This is a genomic window from Polynucleobacter sp. 73C-SIWE, from assembly GCF_018882465.1.
In the GTDB taxonomy this organism is placed as follows: Bacteria; Pseudomonadota; Gammaproteobacteria; order Burkholderiales; family Burkholderiaceae; genus Polynucleobacter.
In genome coordinates, this window is sequence record NZ_JACVOK010000002.1 from 143573 (window position 1) to 167025 (window position 23453).

Here is a 23453-nt window from a genome sequence, read left to right on the forward strand (position 1 = left end):
TTTTTGTTTTGGGGCGCTTTAAGCCAAATTGCTAGGCCCGACATTTGGTCAAACTAGCTAAATAGGAGAATGACATGTCTTTTTTTAAACGAGATTCAAATCGAACTCAGACTACATGGGGTAAGAGCGGCAGTAATCAAACTTGGGTGGCCAATATTGATGCCAATGTCCAAGATAAAGAAATTATTGAGCGGGCCAAGCTCATCGTAGATCACTGTTCGCCACAGCGCTATGGACCGCATGGTACTCATGCTTATTCATTTTTAAAGCGAGAGTACTTACTGAACCTACTGTTATTTCATTATGCAGACCATGGGTTTTTTCCATCAGGCCATATCTGCATCACTGATGAATGGCTGTACGAGATACCCATTAAAACAACTAGTAGCAATTGGTTTAGTTTTAAGACGAGGAAAAAAGGTCGGAATTACCAGGCGGGTTGGTGGATAAAAATCCCGGCAATCGAAGAAATCAAAGCTAGTAGCTCATTATTTGAGCCTACCAGTCTTGATAATGAAACCGATAGATAAATCGATCCACATTGGAGGTCTTATGCGTGATTACACATATTTGAATGGCGCTCGCTTTACAGTAAATAATCTATTTCGTAGCCTGCGTTTTGATATTGACCGACTCGATATGAGTTGGGTAGATAGTGAGAAGCCAGAGTTTTGTAGAGGGCTTAGAGTGGTTGATAGCGATACTGGCAACACTGTCACAGTCGATGGTGAGGATGGTGATAACTTGATCTACAGCCTCACTTATATTTATAGCAAAGAAGATGGTCATGAAGCATTTCGGAATACGACTGATGCCTATTTAATAACGGCCCTAGAGACAAAGGAATTTTTGGTGACAAACCAAAAAAAGAATCCCGAGGGAAAGCCTGAGGTAGCGGAGGCTGTCATCCATTAAGCGAGGATAGGCAGCAAAAAAGAAAGCAGCACAGGGCGGCTTTAAACCGAATTGCCAAGCCCAGACAAGCGTCGAATTGGCTAAAGAGGAGAGATCTATGTATCGAATACCAGCAGATTATCACTGGAAGCAAAAAGTAAAAGCTTATCAAGCGCAGTTTCGTAAAAAAGTGCCACAGTGGGTACTCATACTTGCGATGGATGATGCAACAAAGTTGCTATCAAGTTGTTTGGCTTTGCATTACTGCCTACCATCGGAAGTACTTGTGGCAGGCGAAGTATTAGAGGGCAGATGTGGTCTTTGGACAGCGCATCCTAACCCTTGGGATAGAGCTGTAAAACCAAGCCAGCAATCTAACAATATTAAGAAGTAGGGCGGATTTAAACCAAATTGCCAAGCCCTGACATTTGTCCAATTGGCTAAAGAGGAGAAGAAAATGAATTTTCAGTTAATTAATGTAGCGCTGCATTCTGATGAATTAAAAAAGTTTGATCCTGCAGAGCGGGGCCTATCTGAGTATCAATATACCGGTATCGCCATTGAGGATGGTGGCAAGTATTACTATTGGGCTAAAGGAGTGGGACTGGAAATAGCAGATTGGGAGTATGCCAATATCAAACTCAATCCGAAACTCTACTACTTTTCAACTGCCTTGAAATTACACCTGCGCATCAATCGGGCGTTAGAAGCTCAACGAGCAAGGAGGGACTGATTTGATCAAGGCCCATTGTATTTCTGCCGAGCTAGTTAAGGCATATCAAGATGCTTACTATGTGATTCGTGGTGACGGTGTAGAGATTGTTCTTACGGTCGATCAGGTGAGTCAAGGGCTAGCTGCGCTCATGAAAAAGCACGGGGTTGATGGTGCGGCATTCTTAACGGCCTTTAACCCCTATAGTGTTCTTTCATCTGCAGAGGAAAATGAGCTTAATCAAAATGCATTGCTTGCTTATGTACATTCTCTTGGGCTTAAAACGATCGCAGGTGAGGGTGGTGACGTAACCAACCTGTGGCCAAGAGAGTCAAGTGTTCTTATCCTCGGTATTTCTCTTGAGAAAGCAGAGAGCCTAGCTGATCGCTATGGGCAAAATGCATTTTTATGGCTTACTAGTGATGATGGCATGATTAAGCTCAAGCTGCGCTACCCAATGGAGGGTTCATCATGAAGGATGAATATGATCGATCTGGCTTAATCGCTCTTATTAAGTCCGAATTCAAACTGGATTGGCAAGGCATTCATGGAGCTAATCATTGGGCTCGGGTGCTGCATCACGGTAAGCATATTGGTCAGATTCGTAAGGCTGATCTTCTCGTGGTTGAGCTCTTTGGGTTTTTGCATGATAGTTGCCGATTTAATGATGGCAGAGACCCGCAGCATGGTGAGCGTGCAGCAGAATTTGCTCATGGCATTCATGGAGACTTCTATCAATTAAATCCAAAACAACTCGATGCCCTTTGCTATGCCATGAAACATCACTCAGGTGGTGAGGTCTCTAACAATAAAACCATCCAGACGTGCTGGGATGCAGACAGACTAGATCTTGGTAGGGTGGGGATTGTCCCATCGCCTCAATATCTCTCTCAAGAGGCAAATATCTTCATTGATTTAGCATACGATTGGAGTACCCAAGCACCTAGAAGAAGTGTGAAGGCATAACGAGCTTTATTTGTAGGCTTTAAACGCTTTTTCAAGCTCGGCTTTGACTTTATTTTTCAGACTCGCTGGACCAATCACCTCCACTCCTGAGCCATGCTTCATGATATCCATTACTAACTCTGGATCTTGATCAAAATCAAACTCGAGGTTGTAGTAACCCTCTTTATCAAAGCTACCAACTTGTTGGCCATGCCAGTGTTCACCAGCCACCCAGCGAGCATGCTCGGGGGTAAAGCGTAGCTTGGCACGTTGGGTTGCCTTGCCAGAGAAGATGCCATAGCTCTCGGCAAAGTGCTCATGACATTCTTTCTCAGTCACTTCTTGAGTTTTCTTATTCGTCAGCACAGCACTACGAATGCCATCAATCGCAAAGCTACGCAAGTCATTACGCAAATGGCAAAAGGCATCGAGATACCAGTTCTCGCGGTAATAGATCAGGCGCTGTGGCGAGATCTCACGGCTAGTGTCCTCACCCTTGCCTTTAGAGTAATAAGCGATCTCCAGGCGATTGCGTTTGAGTAGGGCGGCACCAATCTCAGAGAAGTTCTCAATCGAATTCTTGCGCGAACCAATGCCGATTACTTTGATGCGCTTGCGTAATTCTTTGGCAGAAGTTTCACTTTGACCCAAAATGCCATCAATGATGGCAGTCAGCGGTTCAATGTGTGGGCCAATCAATCCGCCTTGATCAAGAGAGGAGAGCAAGTGCTGCATCAATACAAGGGCAGTAGCCTCTTTTTCAGAGAACCACAAACCTGGCATTTCTATTTTGTTGATTTCATCTGGGTTCTCGAACTTGTAGCCTCCTAAGAAGCGGTCATACTTGATGGAGGCCTTCAAACGATCCCGTAGGTAATCCAAGTCACGTTTAAAGGTAGCCTTGGAGATCTCAAGCTCATCCAAAAAGTCTTCGATCGGCACACATTTACGCTGCTGAATCATGTACTTAATGCGGTGCAGACGCTCTATATCACTCATAAAACCCCCTTAAACGGCTCAAAAAGCTTAATAAACGAATATTTATTATTTTTGTAACTTTAATTAGTTTAAGGCTCATTTAATGAGCTAGCAAGTAATTAATCTATCGATAAGTCATATATCAGTAAACCACTAGGCGGAGGCCAATTTGATCAAATTTATCGGCATTTTCTTCATGTTTATCAGCGTCTTAGCGCTGCAACATGGTTTTACTATTAGCTTGGCGCTCTGGTTCATGCTTGGCCTATTCTTGGTATTTAGCCAAGGCATTTTTAGCCACATCATGTTTGCCCAGCGTGAAAAAGTCAAAGCCCAATACAGGAGCAAAAGATGAGCGAACACAACAGCAAGCTCAATTGCGCAGTAGGCGATTTAGCTATTACCGTGAACTGCAAGATTCCAGAAAACCTTGGAAACATTGTGCGGGTGATTTCATCTGGAGGGTTTCAGGAATGGCAAGGGTATAGCGAACCGCTCTATACCTGGAATGTCGAAGTAGCTACGGAAGGTGGCGCACTATTTTATGAATGTGAGAATGGTATTGAGGCTTTTACGTCAGGACCAGCGCCCGATATCTATCTACGACGCTTAACACCCCCTCAAGGCTATCTCATGGAAGAGTTCGCAGACTCAGAGCAGTTACAAATGAATTTTCATGAGGTTGATATTGTTGAGAGTGAAACCAATGTCTAGAAATGGTCATATACCAATGCGCTGTGAACTTGGCGGGACCGCCATGATTGTCAAAAGCAAATTCTCGATTAATCAAGGCATTATTGTGAAAGTGATTGAGCCAATGGGTCTGATGCACTGGCCAGGCTTTGACGCCGCAGTAACACCAGTCTGGCGTGTAGAGGTACTTTGTAGAAAAAGTGCCATTCGCTATCACCTCCCCAGAAAAGGGGAGTTGCGTAAAGAGAGAATTGGGTTAGTTCCAGATCGATTCTTGTGTAGTCTGACGCCACTGACTGGGCAACTGCGTTTTGAGTTTGAAGACTATGAGCCAGAGCCCGATTTAGAGCCGGTGGCTTTGTAGCCTTGCTATTGACTAAGCCATTGGGTGAGCTCTAGGACTTGTCGATCGGTAATGCCAGTATTGGGATTGCAGCGGATGAGTCTAGTGCAAGGATTGGGGAACTCCCAATAAGAATCATCTAACGCTTTCCAATCGACTGGCCCGTAACCGCGCAGATAGTTTTGAATCTCTGTAAAGCGGGGATGCTTGCCTATAACCGCTGCGCCTGTTGCGCCAATAATCCGCTCAGAAATAAAAGTTGGTACCGTCTTTTGTAATTTCTCGAGATTGTGTGTAAAGCGCCAGCTAGAAGAGATCACAATCTTTGGAGAGAACAGCGCTAACGTTTCCTCTAAAAGGGGTGCGCGTGAGAAGGGGGCCTCACCTGCAAAATGCGAAGGATGTAAGACCCCATCAAAGTCTAAAAACAGGAGCTTTTCTTGGGAAGTGCTGATCACCATTCTTAGAGATCATCCTCATCCGCCTTCTCTAGTACTAAAAAGTTCCTTTGAATCGATTGACCGTAGTCATCTTGAGTCCAAAACTTCTGTACTGTGACAAAGCGATACCCTTCACTCCCTTTTTCATTCAGAATAGTTTGAACCGTATCAATATCCGAAGACACTGGCTCCATTCTGACTAATTCATATTCGTACGTTTTCATTGTCTTGTACCTGCAGGCGAGTAACCGATCCGATTGCCATTGTTATCAAAGACATTAGTTACGCCACTAGGCGATTGGGTTTGATAGCCAATCCGGTTGCCACTGTTGTCATATACCCCGTTACTGGAGTTGTAGTTCAGTGGGCTGTTTTGATAATTGAGTGGACTATTGTTGTAGTTGAGCGGTGAGTTGTTGTAGTTCAGCGGGCTATTGTTGTAATTCAAAGGAGAGTTATCCCAACTAGTGACTTGAGCAGCTGCATTAGTAGAAAGAATCACAGTTGCAGCAAGCAATTGAATCGACATATTTTTAATGTTCATGATTACCAACCTTTCACAGAAGGCGCCTGAGGCGCTTGGCGTGGAGTATTGATTGAAGTATTCGGACTAGCGTAAACAGGACTTGTGGAGGCGCCTTGATAAGTGCCGCTTGGACTATAGAAATTCGTTTGCCCACTATCGGTCTGAAACGATTGAACATTCTGCCCAGTAGCGTTATAGATATTGGTAACGCCGCTAGGAGAAGTTTGGCTGTAACCCAAATAGTTTCCGGTTGGGCCATAAATAGCTTGCGCAGAGGCGCCACGCACCAATAAAACAGCCTGGGCAATTAAAAAGACGGTGATGAGGTATTTCATGGGTGACTCCTGAAAGAGTGAACAAAATCACAACAAACTCAGAATAAAAACATCAAAGCTCACCTAATGAGCCTATGCCTCATCACAATCAAATTACCCCATAAAAAGCCAAAACCACCACCCAAATACAGACCCTATGCTCAGCACCCTCGTATTGATCACTCTCATACCACTGCAGGTTTCGCCAAGCGGTAATTCCACAGTGCCAATCTCAAAACCATTGGCCGTTGCCGCCTTTGTAGATAGCGCCAAAATTTTGGGCTTACCAAAATTTAAACTCAGGGATGCCAAAGGTAATTTGTATTCACCCTACAGAGCGATGCTGCAAGAACCCTATGCAATGGTGCATCAGCACGCAGGTGTGCCCATGGTGAGTGAAGTCACGATGCGTAAGGCCTATATCAATTCGTATGTGCGACGTTAACTAAGAAGAGAATCAATCTATGAAATTCGCACTCCAGTCCATTAGTAGTCTTGCTGCAGTCCTATTAGGATTCTTGCTGTTAGCCAATGTTGGCATTACCAGCGCGGGCAGGGGCGAGCTAGAATCTCTTTCTGCTCTTGAAAGAGCTGTCATCACTGAAACCATTCAAGCTGATGGCACTGTGATTCAAATTGATGAGCTCACAACCCTAGTGAAATCTCAATTGGTGGTTGATATGGAGTCACAAGCAGACCTACCATACAACTCAACGCTGTCAAAGCTAGAAGTCCTTGAGGCCTACACCATTACGCCAAAGGGCGAAAAAATTCCCGTAGCAGCCAATGCGATACGGACAGTAGAGGATGACAATAGCTCGGGCGCGGCTATGTTCTCTGACCAAAAGCACAAAATCATTATCTTTCCTAAGGTGACGCCAGGATCTAAAACCTATTACAAGACCAAGCTCACCACCTACAAGCCGCTACTACCAGGATACTTTTATACCAGGCTGACTTTTTCACCCAATGCCGAAGTCAAGTTTTATGAATACAACTTAAGCTACCCAGAAGGCTTAAAGCTCTATACCGATCTAAAAGAGATAAAACAAACTAGAGATGAAGTCATCGATGGGGTAAGGCATGTGCGCTATACCTACCAAAATCTGCAGATGAAGAAAAAAGAGCCGTATCAAGTCGCTAGCAGCGACTATGCGCCACACATCTACATCTCAACATTTGCCAGCCAGGAAGAATTTGCTAAAGCCTATGAAGAGCGCATTAAAGACAAATTTATAGTCACTCCTGAGATCCAAAAACAAGCTGATGACATTACCAAAGGCCTAGAGAAGAAAGCTCAAGCTGATCCGAAGCTCGATTTAAAGAAGGAGCAGGCCAGAGCCCTTTATAACTGGGTCGCCAGAAACATTCGCTATGTTGCTATTTATCTTGGTGATGGCGGTATCGTGCCCCACGATGCCAATAGCATTCTGCGAAACCGCTATGGTGATTGCAAAGACCATAATGCATTACTGATAACGCTCTTAGCTGCAAAAGGAATCAATGCGACTAGCGCATTAATTAATTCAGGTAATGCTTATTCATTACCCAAGTACCCCGTCATTGGCCCGTTTAATCATGTCATTACTTACATTCCGGCATGGGATCAATATCTAGACTCAACGGCAGAGATGGCAAGCTACGGCACGCTCCCTAGCGATGAATTGGATAAGCCGGTATTGCTCACCAAGTTAGCCAAAGTAGGCCGCACCCCAAAGCCCAAGAAAGAAGAGAATCAAACAGCAACAGGCATCACCATGCAAGTCGAAAAAGATGGGCGCATTACTGGTAAGACTCACACGATGTACTTTGGTAGTGCAGAAATCAGTGCGAGATATAAATACGAGGGAGCAGAAACTAGTCTGTCAGATAAGTTAGTCAAAAATCAATTGGCAAAATTTAGACAAACGGGAGAAGGGAAAATCACCACTAGTTATGTCTATGACCTCGATAAACCCTTCACCACCAATACCGAATTCACACTCGATGCGATTGCCAATGTGCCAGGACCGGGTGCAATGACAGTGCCAGTAGGTCTTGCTCCAGGAGAATTAGCCTCGATTGCTAACGATAGGCCGCCAGAGAAATTTACCGTGCCCTATTCCTGTAGTACCAGAATGGTAGGGGAGGCCTATCAAATCAGATTTCCCGATAACACCAAGGTAACCCGCATACCGCCTAACGTCAGCTATAAAAAAGCCGGAATTGAATACGAAGCCACCTACAACGAAGTCAAGAACAACATCTTTGTAGCCAGAAAGCTAGCTATCCAAAGACCAGGAGCTGTGTGTGAGCCAGAAGAGCTAAAGAAGTGGAAAGATTTCTATCAAGTCTTTATTAAAGATATGCGTGGGCAGATTTTTTATGAGTAGTTGAGAGCCATACTCAAAGAATTAAGTATTTACAAATGTCCATTACATCTTCGAGGACATTGCTTGTCTCTTAAGGTGGTCGAAAGTAAAATGATTTTGTTTTCCGACATTGTCGGTTGGAGTCTTGCTAATAGCAATGTTGAGCAAGCGACTTGAGAGAGTTATTGCAAACTGTTTCAAGCGTCTGTCAGAACCCCCTTAGTTGGGGGTTTTTCTTTTTAATCTTTTATTAATCTCCAACTTACTAGAGTTTTAGAACACCTTCAAAAACATCTACCTCTATAGGACACTGCAAATTGATGCCCCTGAAACCACCTGCTTTGAGGCTACTTGACACTATACGCAAGTTGCGTATAATTAATATATGAAGGCTCTTTTTATTGAGCTGCCACCATTTGAGCGTTATCGACAAGATTACTTAACGGATGATGAGTATCGAAATCTACAGAACTTTTTACTGTTGACGCCGAAGGCTGGAGATGTGATTGCCGGCACTGGAGGCTTGAGAAAATTGCGATTTGGTGACCCAACAAGAGGGAAGGGTAAGCGAGGCGGTTTGCGCGTTATTTATTATTGGTATGAAGTGAAATTGCATTTTTGGCTTTTTACCTTATATGACAAAAATGAAATGATTGATTTAGGTCAGAAGGAGCGTAAGGCTTTAATGGGCTTATTAAATAAAGAGCTGGGAGCACGGAAATGACTAAACGCAACTTATTTAATGAAATCAATGAGGGATTAGAGCATCTTAAGAAGGCTCGCCTTGGTAAGACAACTTTACGTTCGGTAGAGCGAGACTTTAAACCTGCGGCAATCATTAATGCGGAGGAAGTGGTCGCTATTAGAGAGCGCTTGAACCTCTCAAGATCAGTCTTTGCAAGTTATTTAAGAACTAATTTGAGGACTCTTGAGAATTGGGAGCAGGGAAGAGCTAAGCCAAATGCACAGGCTGCTTTATTAATTCATTTGGTAGATCGCTACCCAGACACCGTTAAGAAAATTGCATCAGTCTAGCCAGAGGCCAAACTTTGTCATGACATATAAATGACCCAATGCAAAAGCGTGGCATCTAAAAAATTAGGCTCTTGCAACACATTGTTTGGTTGAGCTAATTTATGAGAGTAAAACAGCCGGTCTTTCCCGGCTGTCCGCTTGCTCGCATTTTGAAAGGAGTCACTCAATAAAGAGTTATAAAAAAATACACAAGCTGGTATGGTTTTCTTATGAAAGAACTAATCAATACAGTCCTCTGATCTGTGGGCACTCATACCTTATCCCGATGATCACTAAAATATACAAAACAAGCAAACCAACAACCAATAAACCAACAAAGCAAAGAAGCAACAAAGCAAAGAAGCAACATCAACACCTAATGAATTCATTAAAGCAGGGCTAGAGCTCAAATAATGAGCTAATCACATTCGGTAATAAATTCCCCCAGAATCTCGCCATTGCGAACCTTGGCATATCCCCGAATATCGCTTGAGGCGGCAAATCGGTGCTTCCCACACTTGCTACCCTTGGGAATACAGAAAGACCACATTTCATCTGCAGGATCAAGCATCTCAGCTAGAAAATTTGTCCATCCTTGATTTAAATGACCAAAGGGTAGGGAGGGAACGGCGCAAAAAGGATCAATGACGTAACTCGCTGTCTCAGCATCATGAGGATCTACTTTGCTAACTAGGTGTTCTGGCAAACAATCAAAGTCAGGCTTATTTCTTTCAATCTCAAGTGCGGCTTCTTTGCGAGATTGAAAAATTGCCCAGATCCCAAATAGAGGCCAGCCAAGAGCAATGCAAATAATTGCAATGACGTAGACCAAAATATTGAGCAGATGATCGACAGCACTCTTTTTCTTGCCAAGAGCCGCAAGCATGCCTCTTACAAACTCAGAAGGGCGATTGCGAAACTCTCTAGCTAAATGAAAGGCCGCATAAGATACTCCAGGCAGGCAATAGATGCCAAGTAATTGATACCAAGATAGCCCAAAGAGACTAATGCCGGATAAGAAATCCATCAGCCAACTCACTGAGCACCTCTTCTTAAAAAGGATGGATAGTCTTTCTCTTTCTTCTCCCTGGGAACTTCATTATGACGGGCATGCTTATTCACCAAGACCCCTTGCTTAAAGTCCATCAGGAGATCGTATTCATAAACACTGCCATAGCCCATATGGCGATATTTCAACTGAGCGCCTTGAGGGCAGCGTAGTTCACCTGTAAACCAATGCGCAAAGACTTTGTCATGACCTGGAAAGACATCCGAGAGGCTCAAGATCTCTTCATAGGTCTTGTGAGCTGACAAACCAACAAGATACAAACGCTCAACACCCCCATGCTCCAAAATTTCCCAGGTTCCTACATAACCACGCCAATTAGCGGTATGGGGAGACTGAAAAGAAATCCCTGCATTCTTTAAATAGAGTGATAAAGGATTGGTAAATAAGGAAATCTCCTTGCCACCATAGATGAGTCTTTCTGAAACCTGTGCTGTCATATATCCCTTTGAGTAGTGAATAAGCGATTAGTCGCAAAACCATTACCTATTTATAGGGATTGCAAGGCTCAATAAATGAGCTAGAGTAAATTTATTTAAGGCGCCGCTTCAGAGTAAGTCACTTGCGGTTAGGCCTTGCTCTTGAAAGCGTTTTCGAATCTTGGCCAAAGCTTTAGCTTCAATCTGGCGCACTCTTTCGCGGGTGAGTCCAAGCATATCGGCGACCTCGTGCAAGGTGTAGGCGCTGTAAGTGCTATTTAAACTCCAAACGCGAGTGCGATGCCGTTTAGTGTTTTTGTTGGATGCTTGAGTCATCACTAACCTCATTAGAAATCCCTGCGATCACAAATAAAAAGTCCTACATTTAGTATGACATATCCGCGTTTCACATCGTGAGAAAAATGAGTAATTCATAAATAAATTTGATGGCTCGATATATGAGCTCAAGCATCCATAAGCTCATCAAAACACCTGCAAAAAACAACCCCAGCAATAACCACCACAACTTAAGGAACTGATATGCCTGTGCTCATAGAAGGCGTCTGCGTGCTATTGAAAAAAGGATCTGTCATAGAGCGCTATCAAGGCGGCTATGGTCAATTCCTATTTGATCTGCATGATCAAAGCAAGTTAATTGAAAGCAATGACTTGCTCAGCATTAGCTTTAATCATCATCAAGAAGCTAGAAGCTATCTTCAGTTTATCGCTGACAAAGGTCTCAAGATCATGCTCATCAATGAAGATGACCCACAAAATGCAGATGCCTTATTAGTGGACCAAGTCTTTGGACCCAGCTTTAGAGTCTATTGGTTGGACTTCATCCACCTCGGAGCCAACCCTCATAGCAAAGCTAGGCAAAGCAGCAAAAAACAAGGAAGCAAGACAAAAAATAAGGTGGGTGATGATGAGCGCATCGTCATAGCTGCCACCGACAGAGAGATGGATGAGAAGGAGGAGGTAAGGCTAATGGCCTGGGGTAAGGATGAAATCGCATTTCCAAAAGATTGGGAATTCAAATCCTCCAAGTCTATGGATCTCGAATTCATGAGAATGGCAGAAAACCGCAGCAAGCTCACTCACTAGGAGAGATGAATGACAAACCTAAATAGAGAGCAATGGCTCATGGAGGCTATAAAACACATCGCCCCAATCTTTGAAATGAGGGGCTACTCAATTCCTCCGGTAAAGGTATCAGTGGGATTTCCGAGTACGGGAGGCAAAGGTCGTCATTTAGGCCAATGCTGGTCATCCAAATCAGCAGAAGACAACATTAATCAAATCTTCATTGCCCCACATCTCAAAACGCCATTGGACTTTCTTGACACCTTGGTCCATGAGTTAGTGCACGCAGTAGATAACTGCGAAAGTGGCCATGGAGAAGGCTTTAAGAAGATTGCCCTAGATGTCGGACTCAAAGGACCCATGAGAAGTGCTGGGGCAGGAGAGTACCTAAAGCAAGACCTCATCAGAATCACTGAAAAACTAGGGACATTCCCTCATGCAAGACTAAGTCTACCAATACCCACGGCCCAAAAAGCGCCCAAAAGACCAGGAGCTAAGTGCGCCAAGTGTGGCTATGAAGTGGTAATGCTCAAAAAACACCTAGAACTAGGCCCCCCAATTTGCCCTAAGGACATGGAGGGGATGGAAGAGACGGGGGAGTGGGGCTCCTAAAAGAGCAGCAAAGGATTTGCTTTAAATTGAAGCATATTTGCAGTAGGACGGCCGTTATCCCCACCTTTTCTTTGCATTGTTACTAAACCAATTTTCAAGCTACCTTGAGTTGTAACCGCTACAGGCCCAGTTGAGAATAAAGCAAGCACTCGAGACATTGATTCGATTTTCCAATAAACACTCGAACCAGATTTCGCTGTGACCATCATCCAATTTGCTTTAATGCCCCTACCTTCGAATAACTCTGAAATTATCAAACTTTTATTTGTTGTAAAAAAATTTTTAATTGACTGTTGGTCAGAAAATGAAAATTCAGTTAGAAAAAGTCTTCTCGCATCCCTTGAGCTTGTCACTGAATGCGGTTTATCGCCAGTAAATAATTTCAATAAATCGGTTGTTACAGGTGGGATAGACCACAATCTAGCGTAGTCATTAACCCACCTTTTATCGACCTGATTGAATCCATGAGTAATGTTGCTTACGAGCTTTATGGAAATCCAAGCTTGAATTGTTTGATTCTTACTGTCAACAATTTCAACTAGAATGTCCGGCTTGATCCCGTGGGGGGCTTTACTTGCCAGAACACTTTTTATTGTGCTCGGTTGGTGCCCGAGACTTACGAGCCAGTCCTGAGCATCAAGATCTGTTTTCCAATTGTTAAATTTATTGCGAATGTCCTGCTCGTTACTGAATCCTGCACGTGCGGTTTTAGAGCCAAGGAGTTGAGCGGGGGTAAAAGATGTGGCCACTTTTCATATTTCTTGTTGATTAAAAATTTAGTTTATCAACAGAATTAAGAAAAGTACTAAAAATGAGAAATTTATGGTCTATTCAAGTTTTATGTTGTTCCTAATTAAGGTATCAAGTATTGAATAGTAGATATTTTGTAAGACTGGAACAGAAACACTGTTACCACACATTTTATAAGCCTGACTTTTGGAAATGCTGGGTGGAAAAGAGTAGGATTCGGGAAAACCCTGGGCTCGTAAGCACTCTCTAGGGGTGAGCTGCCTCACTTTATTTTTAATCAAATAAGCACCAGTTTTCCCAGCTGCTCCACCGCCATATGCTGATAAAGTTATGGCGTGCCCCTTGGGGCTGTAAATTCGCTCACCTTGACCGCCTTTGTTTATTGTCCCGATTCGTATTGGCTTTAGGAGGGCCGCCCCAATAAAGTCATCATTTATTGTGCTTTCATCCCTGCTAATCGTAATATCGGGTCTTGAAATTTCAAATTGCCTATCGTCTATATTTTCTTCGATTATGTCATTCAAGGAGATTGTCTCCATCGTTGGCTTGGGAAAAGAATAGTGATCAATATTCAAATCTTTTCTGAAGCATACAAAGTATACGCGCTCCCTTGATTGGGCAACTCCATAAAAGCTAGCATTTAGAATTTCATAGTAAGTTGAGTAGCCGATTTCATCTAATACCTGCAAAATCTTCTTTAAAGTTTTGCCTCCGTCATGCCCAACAAGATTTTTAACGTTTTCAAGCACCAGAATTTCAGGCCGGTGATTTTTTGCAATCCTAGCAATATCAAAAAATAGGGTCCCGCGGGTATCGTTAAAACCATCGCGTTTGCCTGAAATGCTAAATGCTTGGCAAGGAAATCCGGCACATATTAAATTATGCTTAGGAATATTTTTTTCTTGTATTTTTGTAATGTCTCCCTCTGGCTGATGAGAAAAATTTGCCTTGTAAGTAATTGCGGCATGCTTATCCCATTCAGAACTAAATACGCATTGAGCCCCATGCTCACTAAAGGCAACTCTAAAACCACCAATACCTGCAAAAAGATCAATAAACTTGAGACTATTTTTTTCTAAGTAGTTTTTGTATTGTTTATTTTTGCTTATTTTCATTTGCTATCTTCTCAATCTTTTCATTAAACCTGAGCATTCGCGCTATTATATTATTTTAATAATTTAAAACCTATTGCTATGGCACATAAAGATGTTGCAATTTCCTGGAACGGTGAAAAATTCTTTAAATTCTTAGTTGGCAGGCAAAACATATCAGATCGTGTCGCACGTAATTATCTTTCTAGATGTAGACGTATTGAAGCCATTCTTGATATTGATCTTGTTTGGGAGACAAGATCTATCGACGCATATTTGGAGCTTGTTGAAAAAATTGCTGATTACGCTGAAAAACATTTTAAAACCCCTGCCGAGGTGATGATTTTTGGCGGTACACTTCGTTTGGCTATTAAAAAATTTGCTTTGTATGCACATGGTAATAAGGTTAGGTTTCCCAGGGTTTACAGAAAAATAAATATGTCAAGCAAACCAGAATAGCTTAAGCATCTATTTCTTCGCGATTATTTTCTTGGTTGGCATATTCATCCTTTTTATTTCATTGCAGGGAATTTCCCAACTTTTTTGTAACCTGAATCTAATTTCTCACATTCCAAGCTCACCCCGTGAGCTTCCGCCCCCGTAATCTGATCCTGTAATTCATAACCGCCTGCGTTTGCCCCTGCTGCAAATTTAGGCAAATACAGGAGAAATCATGATTAACGGAAAACAATTAGAAGTAGTCCTAGATACCCGCAAAGAGGTGCTTGCTAGTAATTCAGGCGAGAGCTTGGATGTATTGCTGCGCCTGCGTGCACCCATGCAAGAGATTGTTGTCGGCACTCGTGCCCCATTAGCGGTATCCCTGGTGATTGATCGCTCGGGCTCTATGGGTGATGGCAGGCTTACTGAAGCCAAACGATGTGCTCTGGACTTGCTGTCTCGTCTTCAAGATGATGACTGGGTCTCGGTAGTGATCTATGACGATCAAATAGAGGTATTGCTAGAGACTATGTCGGTACGCATAGCAAAAACCTTATTACCTATTCGTTTGGAGGAGATTCAACCCAGAAACATGACTAATTTGCATGGCGGTTGGCTCAAGGGAGCTGAAACACTAGCCCCTAGAGCAGGGCGCGGCATGGTGAGTCGTGTGATCTTATTGTCTGATGGACAAGCAAACCGTGGCCTAACTTCAGTAGAAGGTATTTGCGAACAAGTCAGAGAACTTGCAAGTGCAGGAGTGACTACCTCAACAGTCGGCATTGGCTTTGACTTTAATGAACAGCTCATGACTGCGATTGCAACTGCCGGTCAAGGCAATAGTTGGTATGGCCAGCGCGCAGAAGACCTGGCTGAATCCTTTGATGCCGAATTAGGCTTCTTAACCAACCTAGTTTGGCAAGATGTACGCATACGTCTAGAAAGTCCCTTGCTGTCTCATATGGGCCAAATTAAAGTACGCAATGATTATGTAAAAAATACTGTCGGACAGTATTGCCTACCTTCAATTGCCCAGGGTTCTGAAGTCTGGATGGCAATCTCTTTATCCATGTCAGAAGTTATTCATCTGCAAGATAACGGTTCAGTTCTTCGCTGCACTATCTTGGCAAAGGATCAGGAAGGAATTGGACATGAATTCACAGTCAATCTGCCTCAGTTGCGTGTGGTCTCGTTAGCGGATTACCAGTTGGCCCAAGAGAATGAGCTAGTGGCCCGCCGCTTTAATGAAGTAGAGGCTGCTGATATTCAGCGTGAAGCCCGCCTGTTTGTGCGAGACCGCAATTGGTCAGCAGTAGAGCGCTTAATCAGAAAGCTAGATGAGCGTGCTTCTCAGAACCCTTGGTTAGCCGAAACAGTGCGCTACCTACGTACGCTGCTAGAGAGACGGGATCATGAGGCGATGGAAAAAGAATTAATGTATTCCTCTGACAAGCTCAAGAATCGAGTAGCTGACTTAAATGATTCCATGTCGTTTTGCATGATGGAAGAAGCAGTCAAGCCAGCGTTCATGCGCAAGAAAGTGACTCAAGGCCGTAATACGGATTCACAAAAGTAATATTGATGGGTGTGGTGTAGGAAGGCGCGATGCTTTCCTACAGCCATTTCATCCTCAATCTCTACCTATTGCTCTCTAAAGTCTCTACGCTAAGTTTTTCTAAATAGAGGGGGCTTCCTTTGCGAGTTTCTATAGAGTGTTCTCACAAGCAGTTACAACTATTCAGAATTTCATTAGACGCTAGGACCGTCCTCGTTCTGGCAATCATTTGGATGATTTGGGGAATATTGAGGATTCTGAAGGTCTTTTAGACCCTCTATTTGATTTGGTCTTAATGTTGCTTTAAAAGCTACTATAGTTGCTAATAAAGCAACATTAGTGCAATATTGATGGTATGTCGACACTTTCATCCGTACTTTTCACCGAATATCGCAGCCGTGTATTGGGCTTGCTTCTTCTTCATCCAGAGCGCTCTTACTATTTGCGTGAAATTGCTCGACTCACTGCAACCGTGCCAGGTACTCTCAAACGGGAAATGGATAAGTTGTTAGAGGTGGGTTTACTTACAGTTCAAAAAGTAGGCAATCAAAATCATTACCAAGCAAATTTGGAGTGTCCAATTTACGTAGACCTCGCTAATGTTTTGCGAAAGACAAGTGGCTTAAGTGATGTATTGATTACTGCCTTGTTACCTTTAAGTGAAAAAATACAAAGCGCGTTTGTATTTGGATCAGTTGCGAGTGGAAAGGTAAATACTAAAAGTGACATTGATCTCATGTTCATTGGTGAAGTTAGTTATGCAGAAGTTGTTCTGCTGTTGCATCCATTGCAAGAGCAATTGGGAAGAGAGATTAACCCTAAGGTCTATGCTGCTAAAGAGTGGAGAAGGTTGGTGAAAGATAATGGAGCCTTCATCCATGATGTATTGAGCAAGCCAAAGCTCTTCATTATTGGGGATGAGCAACAACTCCACACTAACGAGGCCTCAGATCACTCTACAAAATCTAGTCGGAATCAGTCTTGATTCAATAGAAATCGATCGCTTAATGATTTGCAGGCTCATTGAAGCTGCGCAGTCGAGTTTGCAAGACGCTAAATTAAAAACCATTAGCAATGAAAGTCGTTTTGATTTAGCTTATAAAGCTATTATGCAAATGTCCACGCAGCATTGCAAGCAAAAGGCTATAGGGTGCTAACAAGTAAGCCAGGACATCATCAGCTCATGTTGCAGGCACTGCCCTTAACCATTGGACTTGATAAAAATAGACTGATATTGCTCGATCAGTTGCGCAAGCAAAGAAACGCTATCGATTATTCAGGAGATCTAGTTTCAGATGCATTGACGTCAGAAGCAATTACGCAGGCAGAAAGTTTATTAACGCTAGTTAAGGATCGTTTCCGAGGCTGAAGGCAGGGCTGCTTTTGCGAAGAAATTAAAAGAGAGTTTAGGGGAGCAGGGGGCTAAACAGCCATAGAGCTAAGCCAGTTTGCTCTTAGGGCATTCCATTGGGGAGGAGGGTGGATGAGCCAAACCCCCGGCACTGGCAGAAATTGGGTTTGGCTGCTTCGTTCCCGACCTGACCAGGTTATCCAACCCACCATGCGGGGAGGCCCATCCAATTCCATTTTAGCTTGTTAGAATGGAGAACATGACAGCCTTAGCACTAGCCCGTTCGTGGCGCCCTAAAACGTTCTCGCAATTAGTAGGACAAGACCATGTGGTTAAGGCCTTAACCCATGCTTTGGATCAGGGACGCCTACACCATGCATGGCTCTTTACGGGTACCCGTGGGGTAGGTAAGACCACAATTGCCAGGATTATGGCCAAAGCCCTCAATTGCACTGGATCAGATGGTTCAGGCAAGATGACTTCAGAGCCTTGCGGAAAATGCCCAGCCTGTATGGAAATCGATGCAGGTCGTTTTGTTGACTATATTGAAATGGATGCTGCCAGTAATCGTGGTGTTGATGACATTGCTGCGCTCCTAGAAAAAGCAGCATACGCACCAAGCAATGCGCGCTATAAGGTGTACATGATTGACGAGGTGCACATGCTCACCAATCACGCTTTTAATGCCATGCTCAAAACTTTGGAAGAACCTCCAGAGCACGTTAAATTTATTCTGGCGACCACTGATCCACAAAAGATTCCAGTGACGATTCTGTCGCGTTGCTTGCAGTTCAATCTTAAGCAAATGCCAGTACCACTCATCGTTGAGCATTTAGAAAAAGTACTCGCAGCAGAAAAGGTCGAGTGCGAAGTCAATGCCTTGCGTGTTTTGGCTAAAGCAGCTCAAGGCTCCATGCGCGATGCTTTGTCATTAACAGATCAAGCCATTGCATACGCTGCTGGCAAGGTTACTGAAGAATCTGTGCGTGGCATGCTCGGCACATTAGATGATGCTTATCTAATCCGCATTCTGGATTGCTTAATTGCAAAAGATGGTGTAAGCCTCTTGTCAGTAGCAAATGAAATGGGTGAGCGCAGCATGTCTTTCTCATTAGCACTCCAAGATCTATCTAGCTTGTTGCAAAAGATCGCAGCAGCGCAAGTTGTACCAGAGTCCGTATTGGATGATTGGCCAGAAGCAGGCGAGATTCGTCGCTTGGCTACTCAGCTTACTAAAGAAGAAGCACAACTCTTCTACCAAATCACCATTACTAGCCGTCCTGACCTATCACTCGCACCAGATGAGCAAACCGGCTTTGCGATGACGCTATTGCGCATGTTGGCATTTCGTCCAGGTAATGGGGGAGGAGGTTCTGCTCCAGCGCCATCAACCCCAACAGCGCCACCAGTTAATACAGTACGTCCAGCGACTGCACCAGCTCCAGCTGCTAAAGCGGCTCCAGCCGCATCTGCGCCTGCCGCCAAATCAGCCGCGCCCAGTCCTAGCAAAGCGGTTGCTTCCGCTCCAGCCGGCAATTCAGCGCAGCGTCCTGATTGGCATGGCTTGATGCGTCAATTGCCGGTTAAAGGCTTAGTACAGCAGTTAGCTTTTCAGACAGAGCTGCAAGATTGGAATGATTCAGCAGCAGGTGTACGTGCAACCATCGTTACCCCAATGCCGCAGCTAGCTTCCGAGGCTTCCGTTGCGCGCTTGGCCGATGCACTAACTGCTCACTTTGGTAAACCCGTCAAGATTGTGATTGAAAAAGGTGAGGTAGAGGGTAAGACAGTTGCTAAGGTAGATGCCCAGATTCATCAAGAGAAAAGAATGAATGCTGAGCAGATGATTGCAGCTGATCCCTTTATTCAGCAATTAGAAAAAGAGTTTGGTGCCAAGGTAGTCGGTGGCTCTGTTAAACCACTCTAATACACCTCTTTAATTTAAATTGAGCTATTTATAAATAATCAACATAAGTACTAAGGAATAAAGCGATGATGAAAGGTGGACTTGCTGGCCTCATGAAACAGGCTCAGCAGATGCAAGAGAAGATGAAAACTGCGCAAGCTGAATTGGCTGCGTTGGAGGTGACCGGCCAAGCTGCTGGTGGCTTAGTGAAGGTCACCATCTCTGGTAAGTACGAGCTCAAGCGCGTACAAATTGATCCAGGCGCAATGGATGATCGCGAGATGCTCGAAGATTTAATCGTGACTGCTTACACAGAAGCCTTTAAGCAAGTCGAAGCCGCTAGTGCACAAATGATGTCTGGTGCAACTGCTGGCATGCCAATGCCCCCTGGCTTTAAGTTGCCGTTTTAACTCACTAATCAGTTCATTATTTAATGGCACGCATAGAAGCACCTGTTGATGCACTCGGTCGTTTGATTGAGGCATTGCGTGTGTTGCCAGGAGTAGGGCCTAAGTCTGCCCAGCGTATGGCATTTTATCTATTACAGCATGATCGTAATGGTGCCGCAGTGCTGGCCCAATCATTGGGTGCGGCAGTAGAGACGGTTGGTCACTGCGCCCGTTGCAATACTTTCTCAGAAACCCAAATCTGTAGCACCTGCTCTGATGAGCGCCGTGATCCTTCCTTGCTATGTATTGTGGAGACACCTGCCGATCAAGTGATGGTCGAGCAGACCTTAAGTTTCAAAGGCAACTACTTTGTACTCATGGGCCGTCTGTCACCACTCGATGGTATGGGTCCCAATGAGATTCATTTTGATCGCTTGCTTACTCGGATTGAAAATCCTGATACCGGCGTGCCGATTCGGGAAGTAGTGCTGGCAACCAACTTCACGAGTGAAGGTGAGGCCACTGCCCATTACATTGGCGAAGTTCTCAAAGCTAAAGGCATTAAGGTCACCCGTATTGCACGAGGTATTCCAGTGGGTGGTGAGCTTGAGTATGTTGACGCGGGCACATTAGCTAGGGCTCTGATGGACCGCCGCTAAATATTGATTGCAGCTCTATGAGTGCAGGTTCTTTTCCAAAAAAACCTCATAAAACTAAGTAAATACAGCATATATTGATATCTAGGTCAAATCTTTGGATAATCTCAGTTATGAAACCATCTATCGCCATGAATGCCCATCGTGCTGAGATTCGCTCCATTGTTGAAGCGCATCACGCAAGTAATGCCCGCGTTTTCGGTTCGGTAGCCACTAGTACCGATATAGATGGCAGCGACTTGGATATATTGATTGATCCCAGCGCCGATACCACCTTGTTTGATATTGGCAGCATTAGACATAAATTAAAGCAATTGTTAGGTGTGCCAGTAGATGTTTTGACGCCTAATGCTTTGCCAGATCATTTTCGTAATGTAGTGATCTCTCAAGCTCTAGTAATATGAGTCGTGACCCGCAGAGGCTGCAGGATTACTTAAGGCATATTCTTCTAGCAATTAAACGAATTCAAGAATATTGCAGTGATATTGATGAGCTTGGTTTTCTAAAGAGTCAATTAATTCAAGATGCAGTCATACGTAATTTTGAGGTGATTGGAGAGGCAAGTAAAAATATAGAACGATCCTTTCCTGAATATGCGGCCGCTCATCCCGAACTTCCGCTAATGATTGCCTATGAAATGCGCAACGCTTTAGCTCATGGTTACTTTAAGGTTGATTTGCCAATTATTTGGAAAACCATCGAAATCAATCTCCCAGTTTTGGAAGATCAGATAGTTCAGTTAATCGAAGCAAATCCTAGTCTTGAATAAGTTGCGATGTGTGGGCGAAGCTACTACCCATTTCACCCGTATTGCACGCGGTATCCCGGTAGGCGGGGAGTTGGAGTATGTTGATGCGGGAACCTTGGCTAGAGCTTTAATGGATCGCCGCTAACATGCTGGTTTCTATCGAGTTGTCAGAGTCATTAATTGATGATGCGAATTCTGCCTCGGGTATTACAAAAAGAACCATCTCTGAGCAGATTGAGTATTGGGCCCGTCTAGGCAAGGCATGTGAAGACAATCCTGATCTACAAGTCGATATGATCCAGGATATTTTGGCAAGTAGAGCAGAGATGAATCTCAATAAGTTAAGCCAATTTCGTTTTGGGAAGCCTGTCTAAATATCCCTTGAGTACCTAGTAAGTTGTTTTCAGAGCACAGTGCCATCCCCTGTGCATCAAGCCCCAATCGCTAATCTGTCATCCCATTGCCATAAAGGCTAGGTAAATTCCTTCTTATTGGGGATAATTTGGTCTGCACCACCCTTGGGCTTCAATCTCAAGCTGTGTTTGCCTAGTTTTTCCTATCGGTACCTTGCTATTGCATTGCACTGGCATCCCAATTAGAAATTGTGAATGACCCGCAAGTTTTATCTACCCCTCCTGTTGAGCATTATTTGCACTTTCCTCGGAGCAACTGCGTTCGCGCAGAAGGCGGGCTCGGGCTCGGACCAAATTGCCACTTTTGCATCACCTATTCAGGATTTGCCAACAGAGGGTGAACTCTTTGGATTACCAGTAAACATACACGGCCAGACTACTTACGTGAATCAGCGTTACAACAACTTCACATCCAGCTATTCTGGTCCAAATAGCTTGAATGCTCAGAACTCCATGAGCTATACCTGGTCAGGGACTTTATTCTTTGGTGCTCGTGTGGCGCCTAATACGGATATCTATTTCAACCCAGAGGTGATCTCTGGTGTACCTTTCTCTGGTTTAGTAGGTTTGGGTGGCTTTACCAATGGTGAGGGAAGTAAGGCTACTGGAGCACAAGCTAAGTTTTATTCTGCACGTGCTTTTGTACGTCAGACATTTAATCAAGAGGGCGATAAAGTTGTTCTTGAGAATGAAGCTAATCAAATTACACAAACCGTGAGTAGCAATCGTGTTGTTGTGACTGCTGGACAGTTTTCTACTTTAGATATTTTTGACGATAGTCGCTATGCTAAAGATCCACGCATTCAGTTTATGAACTGGGGCAATATGACCTACTTAGCTTACGACTATTCTGCTGACGCGCGCGGCTACAGTACTGGCCTAGCGGGTGAATGGTATCTTGATAATTGGGTTTTGCGGGCCTCTCGTATGCTTGCACCGAAAAATCCTAATGGCCGCGATCTCAATTGGCAAATCTTTAATACTTATGGTGACCAAATTGAAGTTGAGCGGCAACACAATATTGCCGACCTTCCTGGTAAGGTCAGTGTGCTTGCTTACCGCAACAGAATGATTCTGGCGCGCTTTTCTGATGCAACCAATTATATAGTGGCTAATAATGCCCAGGGTACGCAAGCGATTAATAATGTGCGTACTAATTATCAATATAAAACCGGTGTCGGTATTCATGGTGAGCAGGCTTTGACAAAAGATCTAGGGATCTATGGCCGTGCATTTACATCTGATGGTCATACTGAAACGATGTCGTTCACTGAAGCGGATAACTCAATCTCGGTTGGTATGGGTATGAATGGCACAAGCTGGAAGCGTCCGAGTGACACTATTGGTATCTCCATGATGCAAAACGGACTCTCGAGTTTCAGAAGAGGGTATTTGCAAGCTGGGGGTGTCTCTTACTTTATTGGTGACTATGCTGGTGCAGGCCAGACAATCTCCTATCGACCAGAAAGAATTGGCGAGGTGTATTACAACGCCAAGGTGATTAAGAATGTGCTTGCTGGTCTGAACTTTCAGCACATCAATAATCCGGCATACAACGCTGCCCGCGGCCCTGTAAACATCGTATCTTTCAGGATTCATGCTGAGTTTTAAGCGTTCTGTTGTTCCAGCTTTTAATTATTTTCTTTAGAATCAATAAGATAGCCATTCCTAATTTTTAGACTTTTGGCTTTTGTCACCTATAATCTCTAAAAGCCCCCTGAAATGGGTATTTCTAGGATCTAAATCTGCATCAGGGGCTATAA

Annotated in this window: 36 protein-coding genes, 1 other RNA gene and 1 pseudogene; 27 read left to right on the forward strand and 11 right to left on the reverse strand. The window is 43.9% G+C overall.

The window, feature by feature from the left end; genetic code table 11:
* Positions 1–74 precede the first annotated feature (74 nt).
* The 6 genes from ICN17_RS06945 to ICN17_RS06970 all read left to right on the forward strand — a co-directional run bounded on the left by ICN17_RS06945 (position 75) and on the right by ICN17_RS06970 (position 2572).
* The gene (locus ICN17_RS06945) at positions 75–530 is read left to right on the forward strand and encodes a hypothetical protein (RefSeq protein ID WP_216236802.1); all 456 of its coding nucleotides are present in this window, start codon (positions 75–77) and stop codon (positions 528–530) included.
* Positions 531–552: 22 nt separating this feature from the next.
* Positions 553–915: a hypothetical protein gene (locus ICN17_RS06950; RefSeq protein WP_216236803.1), complete on the forward strand. Its 363-nt coding sequence runs from the start codon at positions 553–555 to the stop codon at positions 913–915.
* A gap of 97 nt (positions 916–1012) precedes the next feature.
* Positions 1013–1288 carry a hypothetical protein gene (locus tag ICN17_RS06955; protein ID WP_216236804.1) on the forward strand — a complete coding sequence of 92 codons (276 nt, stop codon included), beginning with the start codon at positions 1013–1015 and terminating at the stop codon, positions 1286–1288.
* Positions 1289–1351: 63 nt separating this feature from the next.
* Complete coding sequence (locus ICN17_RS06960; protein ID WP_216236805.1) at positions 1352–1627, forward strand: hypothetical protein; 276 nt, start codon at positions 1352–1354, stop codon at positions 1625–1627.
* 1 nt (position 1628) lies between these two features.
* A complete protein-coding gene (locus ICN17_RS06965) occupies positions 1629–2081 on the forward strand; it encodes a DUF3293 domain-containing protein (RefSeq protein ID WP_216236806.1) in 453 nt (150 codons plus the stop codon).
* Complete coding sequence (locus tag ICN17_RS06970) at positions 2078–2572, forward strand: hypothetical protein (RefSeq protein WP_216236807.1); 495 nt, start codon at positions 2078–2080, stop codon at positions 2570–2572. Before ICN17_RS06965 ends, ICN17_RS06970 begins: the two co-directional genes overlap by 4 nt.
* A gap of 6 nt (positions 2573–2578) precedes the next feature.
* On the opposite strand, the gene ICN17_RS06975 is transcribed toward ICN17_RS06970, so the two are convergent.
* On the reverse strand, positions 2579–3550 hold the full coding sequence (locus tag ICN17_RS06975; RefSeq protein WP_216236808.1) for a YafY family protein: 972 nt from the start codon (positions 3548–3550) through the stop codon (positions 2579–2581).
* Between the two features lie 148 nt (positions 3551–3698).
* Here ICN17_RS06975 and ICN17_RS06980 point away from each other — a divergent pair, with 148 nt between their 5' ends.
* The 3 genes from ICN17_RS06980 to ICN17_RS06990 are packed head-to-tail and all read left to right on the forward strand — an operon-like array spanning position 3699 to position 4586.
* Complete coding sequence (locus tag ICN17_RS06980; RefSeq protein ID WP_216236809.1) at positions 3699–3884, forward strand: hypothetical protein; 186 nt, start codon at positions 3699–3701, stop codon at positions 3882–3884.
* Complete coding sequence (locus ICN17_RS06985; RefSeq protein WP_216236810.1) at positions 3881–4243, forward strand: hypothetical protein; 363 nt, start codon at positions 3881–3883, stop codon at positions 4241–4243. Before ICN17_RS06980 ends, ICN17_RS06985 begins: the two co-directional genes overlap by 4 nt.
* Positions 4236–4586, forward strand: coding sequence for a hypothetical protein (locus ICN17_RS06990; protein WP_216236811.1), 351 nt, complete (start codon positions 4236–4238; stop codon positions 4584–4586). The genes ICN17_RS06985 and ICN17_RS06990 overlap by 8 nt, the downstream gene beginning before the upstream one ends.
* Before the next feature lie 5 nt (positions 4587–4591).
* Here the strand turns inward: ICN17_RS06990 and ICN17_RS06995 are convergent, their stop codons facing one another.
* From ICN17_RS06995 to ICN17_RS07010, 4 genes are read right to left on the reverse strand one after another with little or no spacing between them, the layout of a single operon-like run.
* Positions 4592–5026 (reverse strand): HAD domain-containing protein, encoded by a 435-nt coding sequence (locus tag ICN17_RS06995; protein ID WP_216236812.1) that lies wholly within the window; start codon positions 5024–5026, stop codon positions 4592–4594.
* Positions 5027–5028: 2 nt separating this feature from the next.
* Positions 5029–5229, reverse strand: a complete 201-nt coding sequence (locus tag ICN17_RS07000; RefSeq protein WP_216236813.1) for an RNA binding protein fox-1 homolog — start codon at positions 5227–5229, stop codon at positions 5029–5031.
* Positions 5226–5549 (reverse strand): hypothetical protein, encoded by a 324-nt coding sequence (locus ICN17_RS07005; RefSeq protein WP_216236814.1) that lies wholly within the window; start codon positions 5547–5549, stop codon positions 5226–5228. The genes ICN17_RS07000 and ICN17_RS07005 overlap by 4 nt, the downstream gene beginning before the upstream one ends.
* Before the next feature lie 2 nt (positions 5550–5551).
* A complete protein-coding gene (locus tag ICN17_RS07010) occupies positions 5552–5866 on the reverse strand; it encodes a hypothetical protein (protein WP_216236815.1) in 315 nt (104 codons plus the stop codon).
* Positions 5867–6068: 202 nt separating this feature from the next.
* Here ICN17_RS07010 and ICN17_RS07015 point away from each other — a divergent pair, with 202 nt between their 5' ends.
* The 4 genes from ICN17_RS07015 to ICN17_RS07030 all read left to right on the forward strand — a co-directional run bounded on the left by ICN17_RS07015 (position 6069) and on the right by ICN17_RS07030 (position 9231).
* Complete coding sequence (locus ICN17_RS07015; RefSeq protein ID WP_216236816.1) at positions 6069–6290, forward strand: hypothetical protein; 222 nt, start codon at positions 6069–6071, stop codon at positions 6288–6290.
* Between the two features lie 19 nt (positions 6291–6309).
* The gene (locus ICN17_RS07020) at positions 6310–8217 is read left to right on the forward strand and encodes a DUF3857 and transglutaminase domain-containing protein (protein ID WP_216236817.1); all 1908 of its coding nucleotides are present in this window, start codon (positions 6310–6312) and stop codon (positions 8215–8217) included.
* Between the two features lie 364 nt (positions 8218–8581).
* Positions 8582–8920: a toxin gene (locus ICN17_RS07025; protein ID WP_216236818.1), complete on the forward strand. Its 339-nt coding sequence runs from the start codon at positions 8582–8584 to the stop codon at positions 8918–8920.
* Positions 8917–9231 (forward strand): DNA-binding transcriptional regulator, encoded by a 315-nt coding sequence (locus ICN17_RS07030; RefSeq protein WP_216236819.1) that lies wholly within the window; start codon positions 8917–8919, stop codon positions 9229–9231. The genes ICN17_RS07025 and ICN17_RS07030 overlap by 4 nt, the downstream gene beginning before the upstream one ends.
* A 397-nt stretch (positions 9232–9628) precedes the next feature.
* On the opposite strand, the gene ICN17_RS07035 is transcribed toward ICN17_RS07030, so the two are convergent.
* The 3 genes from ICN17_RS07035 to ICN17_RS07045 all read right to left on the reverse strand — a co-directional run bounded on the left by ICN17_RS07035 (position 9629) and on the right by ICN17_RS07045 (position 11031).
* On the reverse strand, positions 9629–10249 hold the full coding sequence (locus ICN17_RS07035) for a hypothetical protein (protein WP_216236820.1): 621 nt from the start codon (positions 10247–10249) through the stop codon (positions 9629–9631).
* Entirely contained in the window at positions 10246–10716 is a 471-nt protein-coding gene (locus tag ICN17_RS07040; RefSeq protein WP_216236821.1) for a hypothetical protein, read from the reverse strand. Before ICN17_RS07040 ends, ICN17_RS07035 begins: the two co-directional genes overlap by 4 nt.
* 108 nt (positions 10717–10824) lie before the next feature.
* Complete coding sequence (locus tag ICN17_RS07045) at positions 10825–11031, reverse strand: sigma factor-like helix-turn-helix DNA-binding protein (RefSeq protein ID WP_255538348.1); 207 nt, start codon at positions 11029–11031, stop codon at positions 10825–10827.
* Between the two features lie 204 nt (positions 11032–11235).
* Here ICN17_RS07045 and ICN17_RS07050 point away from each other — a divergent pair, with 204 nt between their 5' ends.
* Together ICN17_RS07050 and ICN17_RS07055 are read left to right on the forward strand one after the other, a co-directional pair.
* Entirely contained in the window at positions 11236–11799 is a 564-nt protein-coding gene (locus tag ICN17_RS07050; RefSeq protein WP_216236823.1) for a hypothetical protein, read from the forward strand.
* 9 nt (positions 11800–11808) lie between these two features.
* Positions 11809–12390, forward strand: a complete 582-nt coding sequence (locus tag ICN17_RS07055; protein ID WP_216236824.1) for a SprT-like domain-containing protein — start codon at positions 11809–11811, stop codon at positions 12388–12390.
* Here ICN17_RS07055 and ICN17_RS07060 read toward each other — a convergent pair.
* A complete protein-coding gene (locus tag ICN17_RS07060) occupies positions 12387–13139 on the reverse strand; it encodes a hypothetical protein (RefSeq protein ID WP_216236825.1) in 753 nt (250 codons plus the stop codon). The genes ICN17_RS07055 and ICN17_RS07060 overlap by 4 nt on opposite strands.
* A 78-nt stretch (positions 13140–13217) precedes the next feature.
* Positions 13218–14255: a DNA (cytosine-5-)-methyltransferase gene (gene dcm, locus ICN17_RS07065; RefSeq protein ID WP_216236826.1), complete on the reverse strand. Its 1038-nt coding sequence runs from the start codon at positions 14253–14255 to the stop codon at positions 13218–13220.
* A 78-nt stretch (positions 14256–14333) separates the two neighbouring features.
* Here dcm and ICN17_RS07070 point away from each other — a divergent pair, with 78 nt between their 5' ends.
* From ICN17_RS07070 to ICN17_RS07085, 4 genes are all read left to right on the forward strand, one after another.
* Positions 14334–14690 (forward strand): hypothetical protein, encoded by a 357-nt coding sequence (locus ICN17_RS07070; protein WP_216236827.1) that lies wholly within the window; start codon positions 14334–14336, stop codon positions 14688–14690.
* 214 nt (positions 14691–14904) lie between these two features.
* Complete coding sequence (locus tag ICN17_RS07075) at positions 14905–16248, forward strand: VWA domain-containing protein (RefSeq protein ID WP_216236828.1); 1344 nt, start codon at positions 14905–14907, stop codon at positions 16246–16248.
* A gap of 334 nt (positions 16249–16582) precedes the next feature.
* Positions 16583–17212, forward strand: a complete 630-nt coding sequence (locus ICN17_RS07080) for a nucleotidyltransferase domain-containing protein (RefSeq protein ID WP_216236829.1) — start codon at positions 16583–16585, stop codon at positions 17210–17212.
* Between the two features lie 165 nt (positions 17213–17377).
* Positions 17378–17596: a hypothetical protein gene (locus ICN17_RS07085; RefSeq protein WP_216236830.1), complete on the forward strand. Its 219-nt coding sequence runs from the start codon at positions 17378–17380 to the stop codon at positions 17594–17596.
* 110 nt (positions 17597–17706) lie between these two features.
* Here the strand turns inward: ICN17_RS07085 and ffs are convergent.
* Positions 17707–17805, reverse strand: an RNA gene (gene ffs / locus ICN17_RS07090) — signal recognition particle sRNA small type.
* Between the two features lie 32 nt (positions 17806–17837).
* On the opposite strand from ffs, the gene dnaX reads away from it, so the two are divergent.
* The 8 genes and pseudogenes from dnaX to ICN17_RS07130 all read left to right on the forward strand — a co-directional run bounded on the left by dnaX (position 17838) and on the right by ICN17_RS07130 (position 23301).
* The gene (gene dnaX / locus ICN17_RS07095; RefSeq protein ID WP_216236831.1) at positions 17838–19505 is read left to right on the forward strand and encodes a DNA polymerase III subunit gamma/tau; all 1668 of its coding nucleotides are present in this window, start codon (positions 17838–17840) and stop codon (positions 19503–19505) included.
* Positions 19506–19570: 65 nt separating this feature from the next.
* On the forward strand, positions 19571–19894 hold the full coding sequence (locus tag ICN17_RS07100; protein ID WP_072582156.1) for a YbaB/EbfC family nucleoid-associated protein: 324 nt from the start codon (positions 19571–19573) through the stop codon (positions 19892–19894).
* A gap of 23 nt (positions 19895–19917) precedes the next feature.
* Complete coding sequence (gene recR / locus ICN17_RS07105; protein WP_216236832.1) at positions 19918–20532, forward strand: recombination mediator RecR; 615 nt, start codon at positions 19918–19920, stop codon at positions 20530–20532.
* A gap of 110 nt (positions 20533–20642) precedes the next feature.
* Complete coding sequence (locus ICN17_RS07110) at positions 20643–20933, forward strand: nucleotidyltransferase family protein (protein WP_216236833.1); 291 nt, start codon at positions 20643–20645, stop codon at positions 20931–20933.
* Positions 20930–21298, forward strand: coding sequence for a DUF86 domain-containing protein (locus ICN17_RS07115; protein ID WP_216236834.1), 369 nt, complete (start codon positions 20930–20932; stop codon positions 21296–21298). Before ICN17_RS07110 ends, ICN17_RS07115 begins: the two co-directional genes overlap by 4 nt.
* Positions 21276–21422 (forward strand): annotated as a pseudogene (gene recR, locus ICN17_RS10460) (recombination protein RecR); the annotation flags it as partial. The gene ICN17_RS07115 and the pseudogene recR (ICN17_RS10460), both read left to right, overlap by 23 nt.
* Before the next feature lies 1 nt (position 21423).
* Positions 21424–21651: a ParD-like family protein gene (locus tag ICN17_RS07125; RefSeq protein ID WP_216236835.1), complete on the forward strand. Its 228-nt coding sequence runs from the start codon at positions 21424–21426 to the stop codon at positions 21649–21651.
* Between the two features lie 234 nt (positions 21652–21885).
* Positions 21886–23301: a carbohydrate porin gene (locus ICN17_RS07130; protein ID WP_216236836.1), complete on the forward strand. Its 1416-nt coding sequence runs from the start codon at positions 21886–21888 to the stop codon at positions 23299–23301.
* Positions 23302–23453 lie beyond the last annotated feature (152 nt).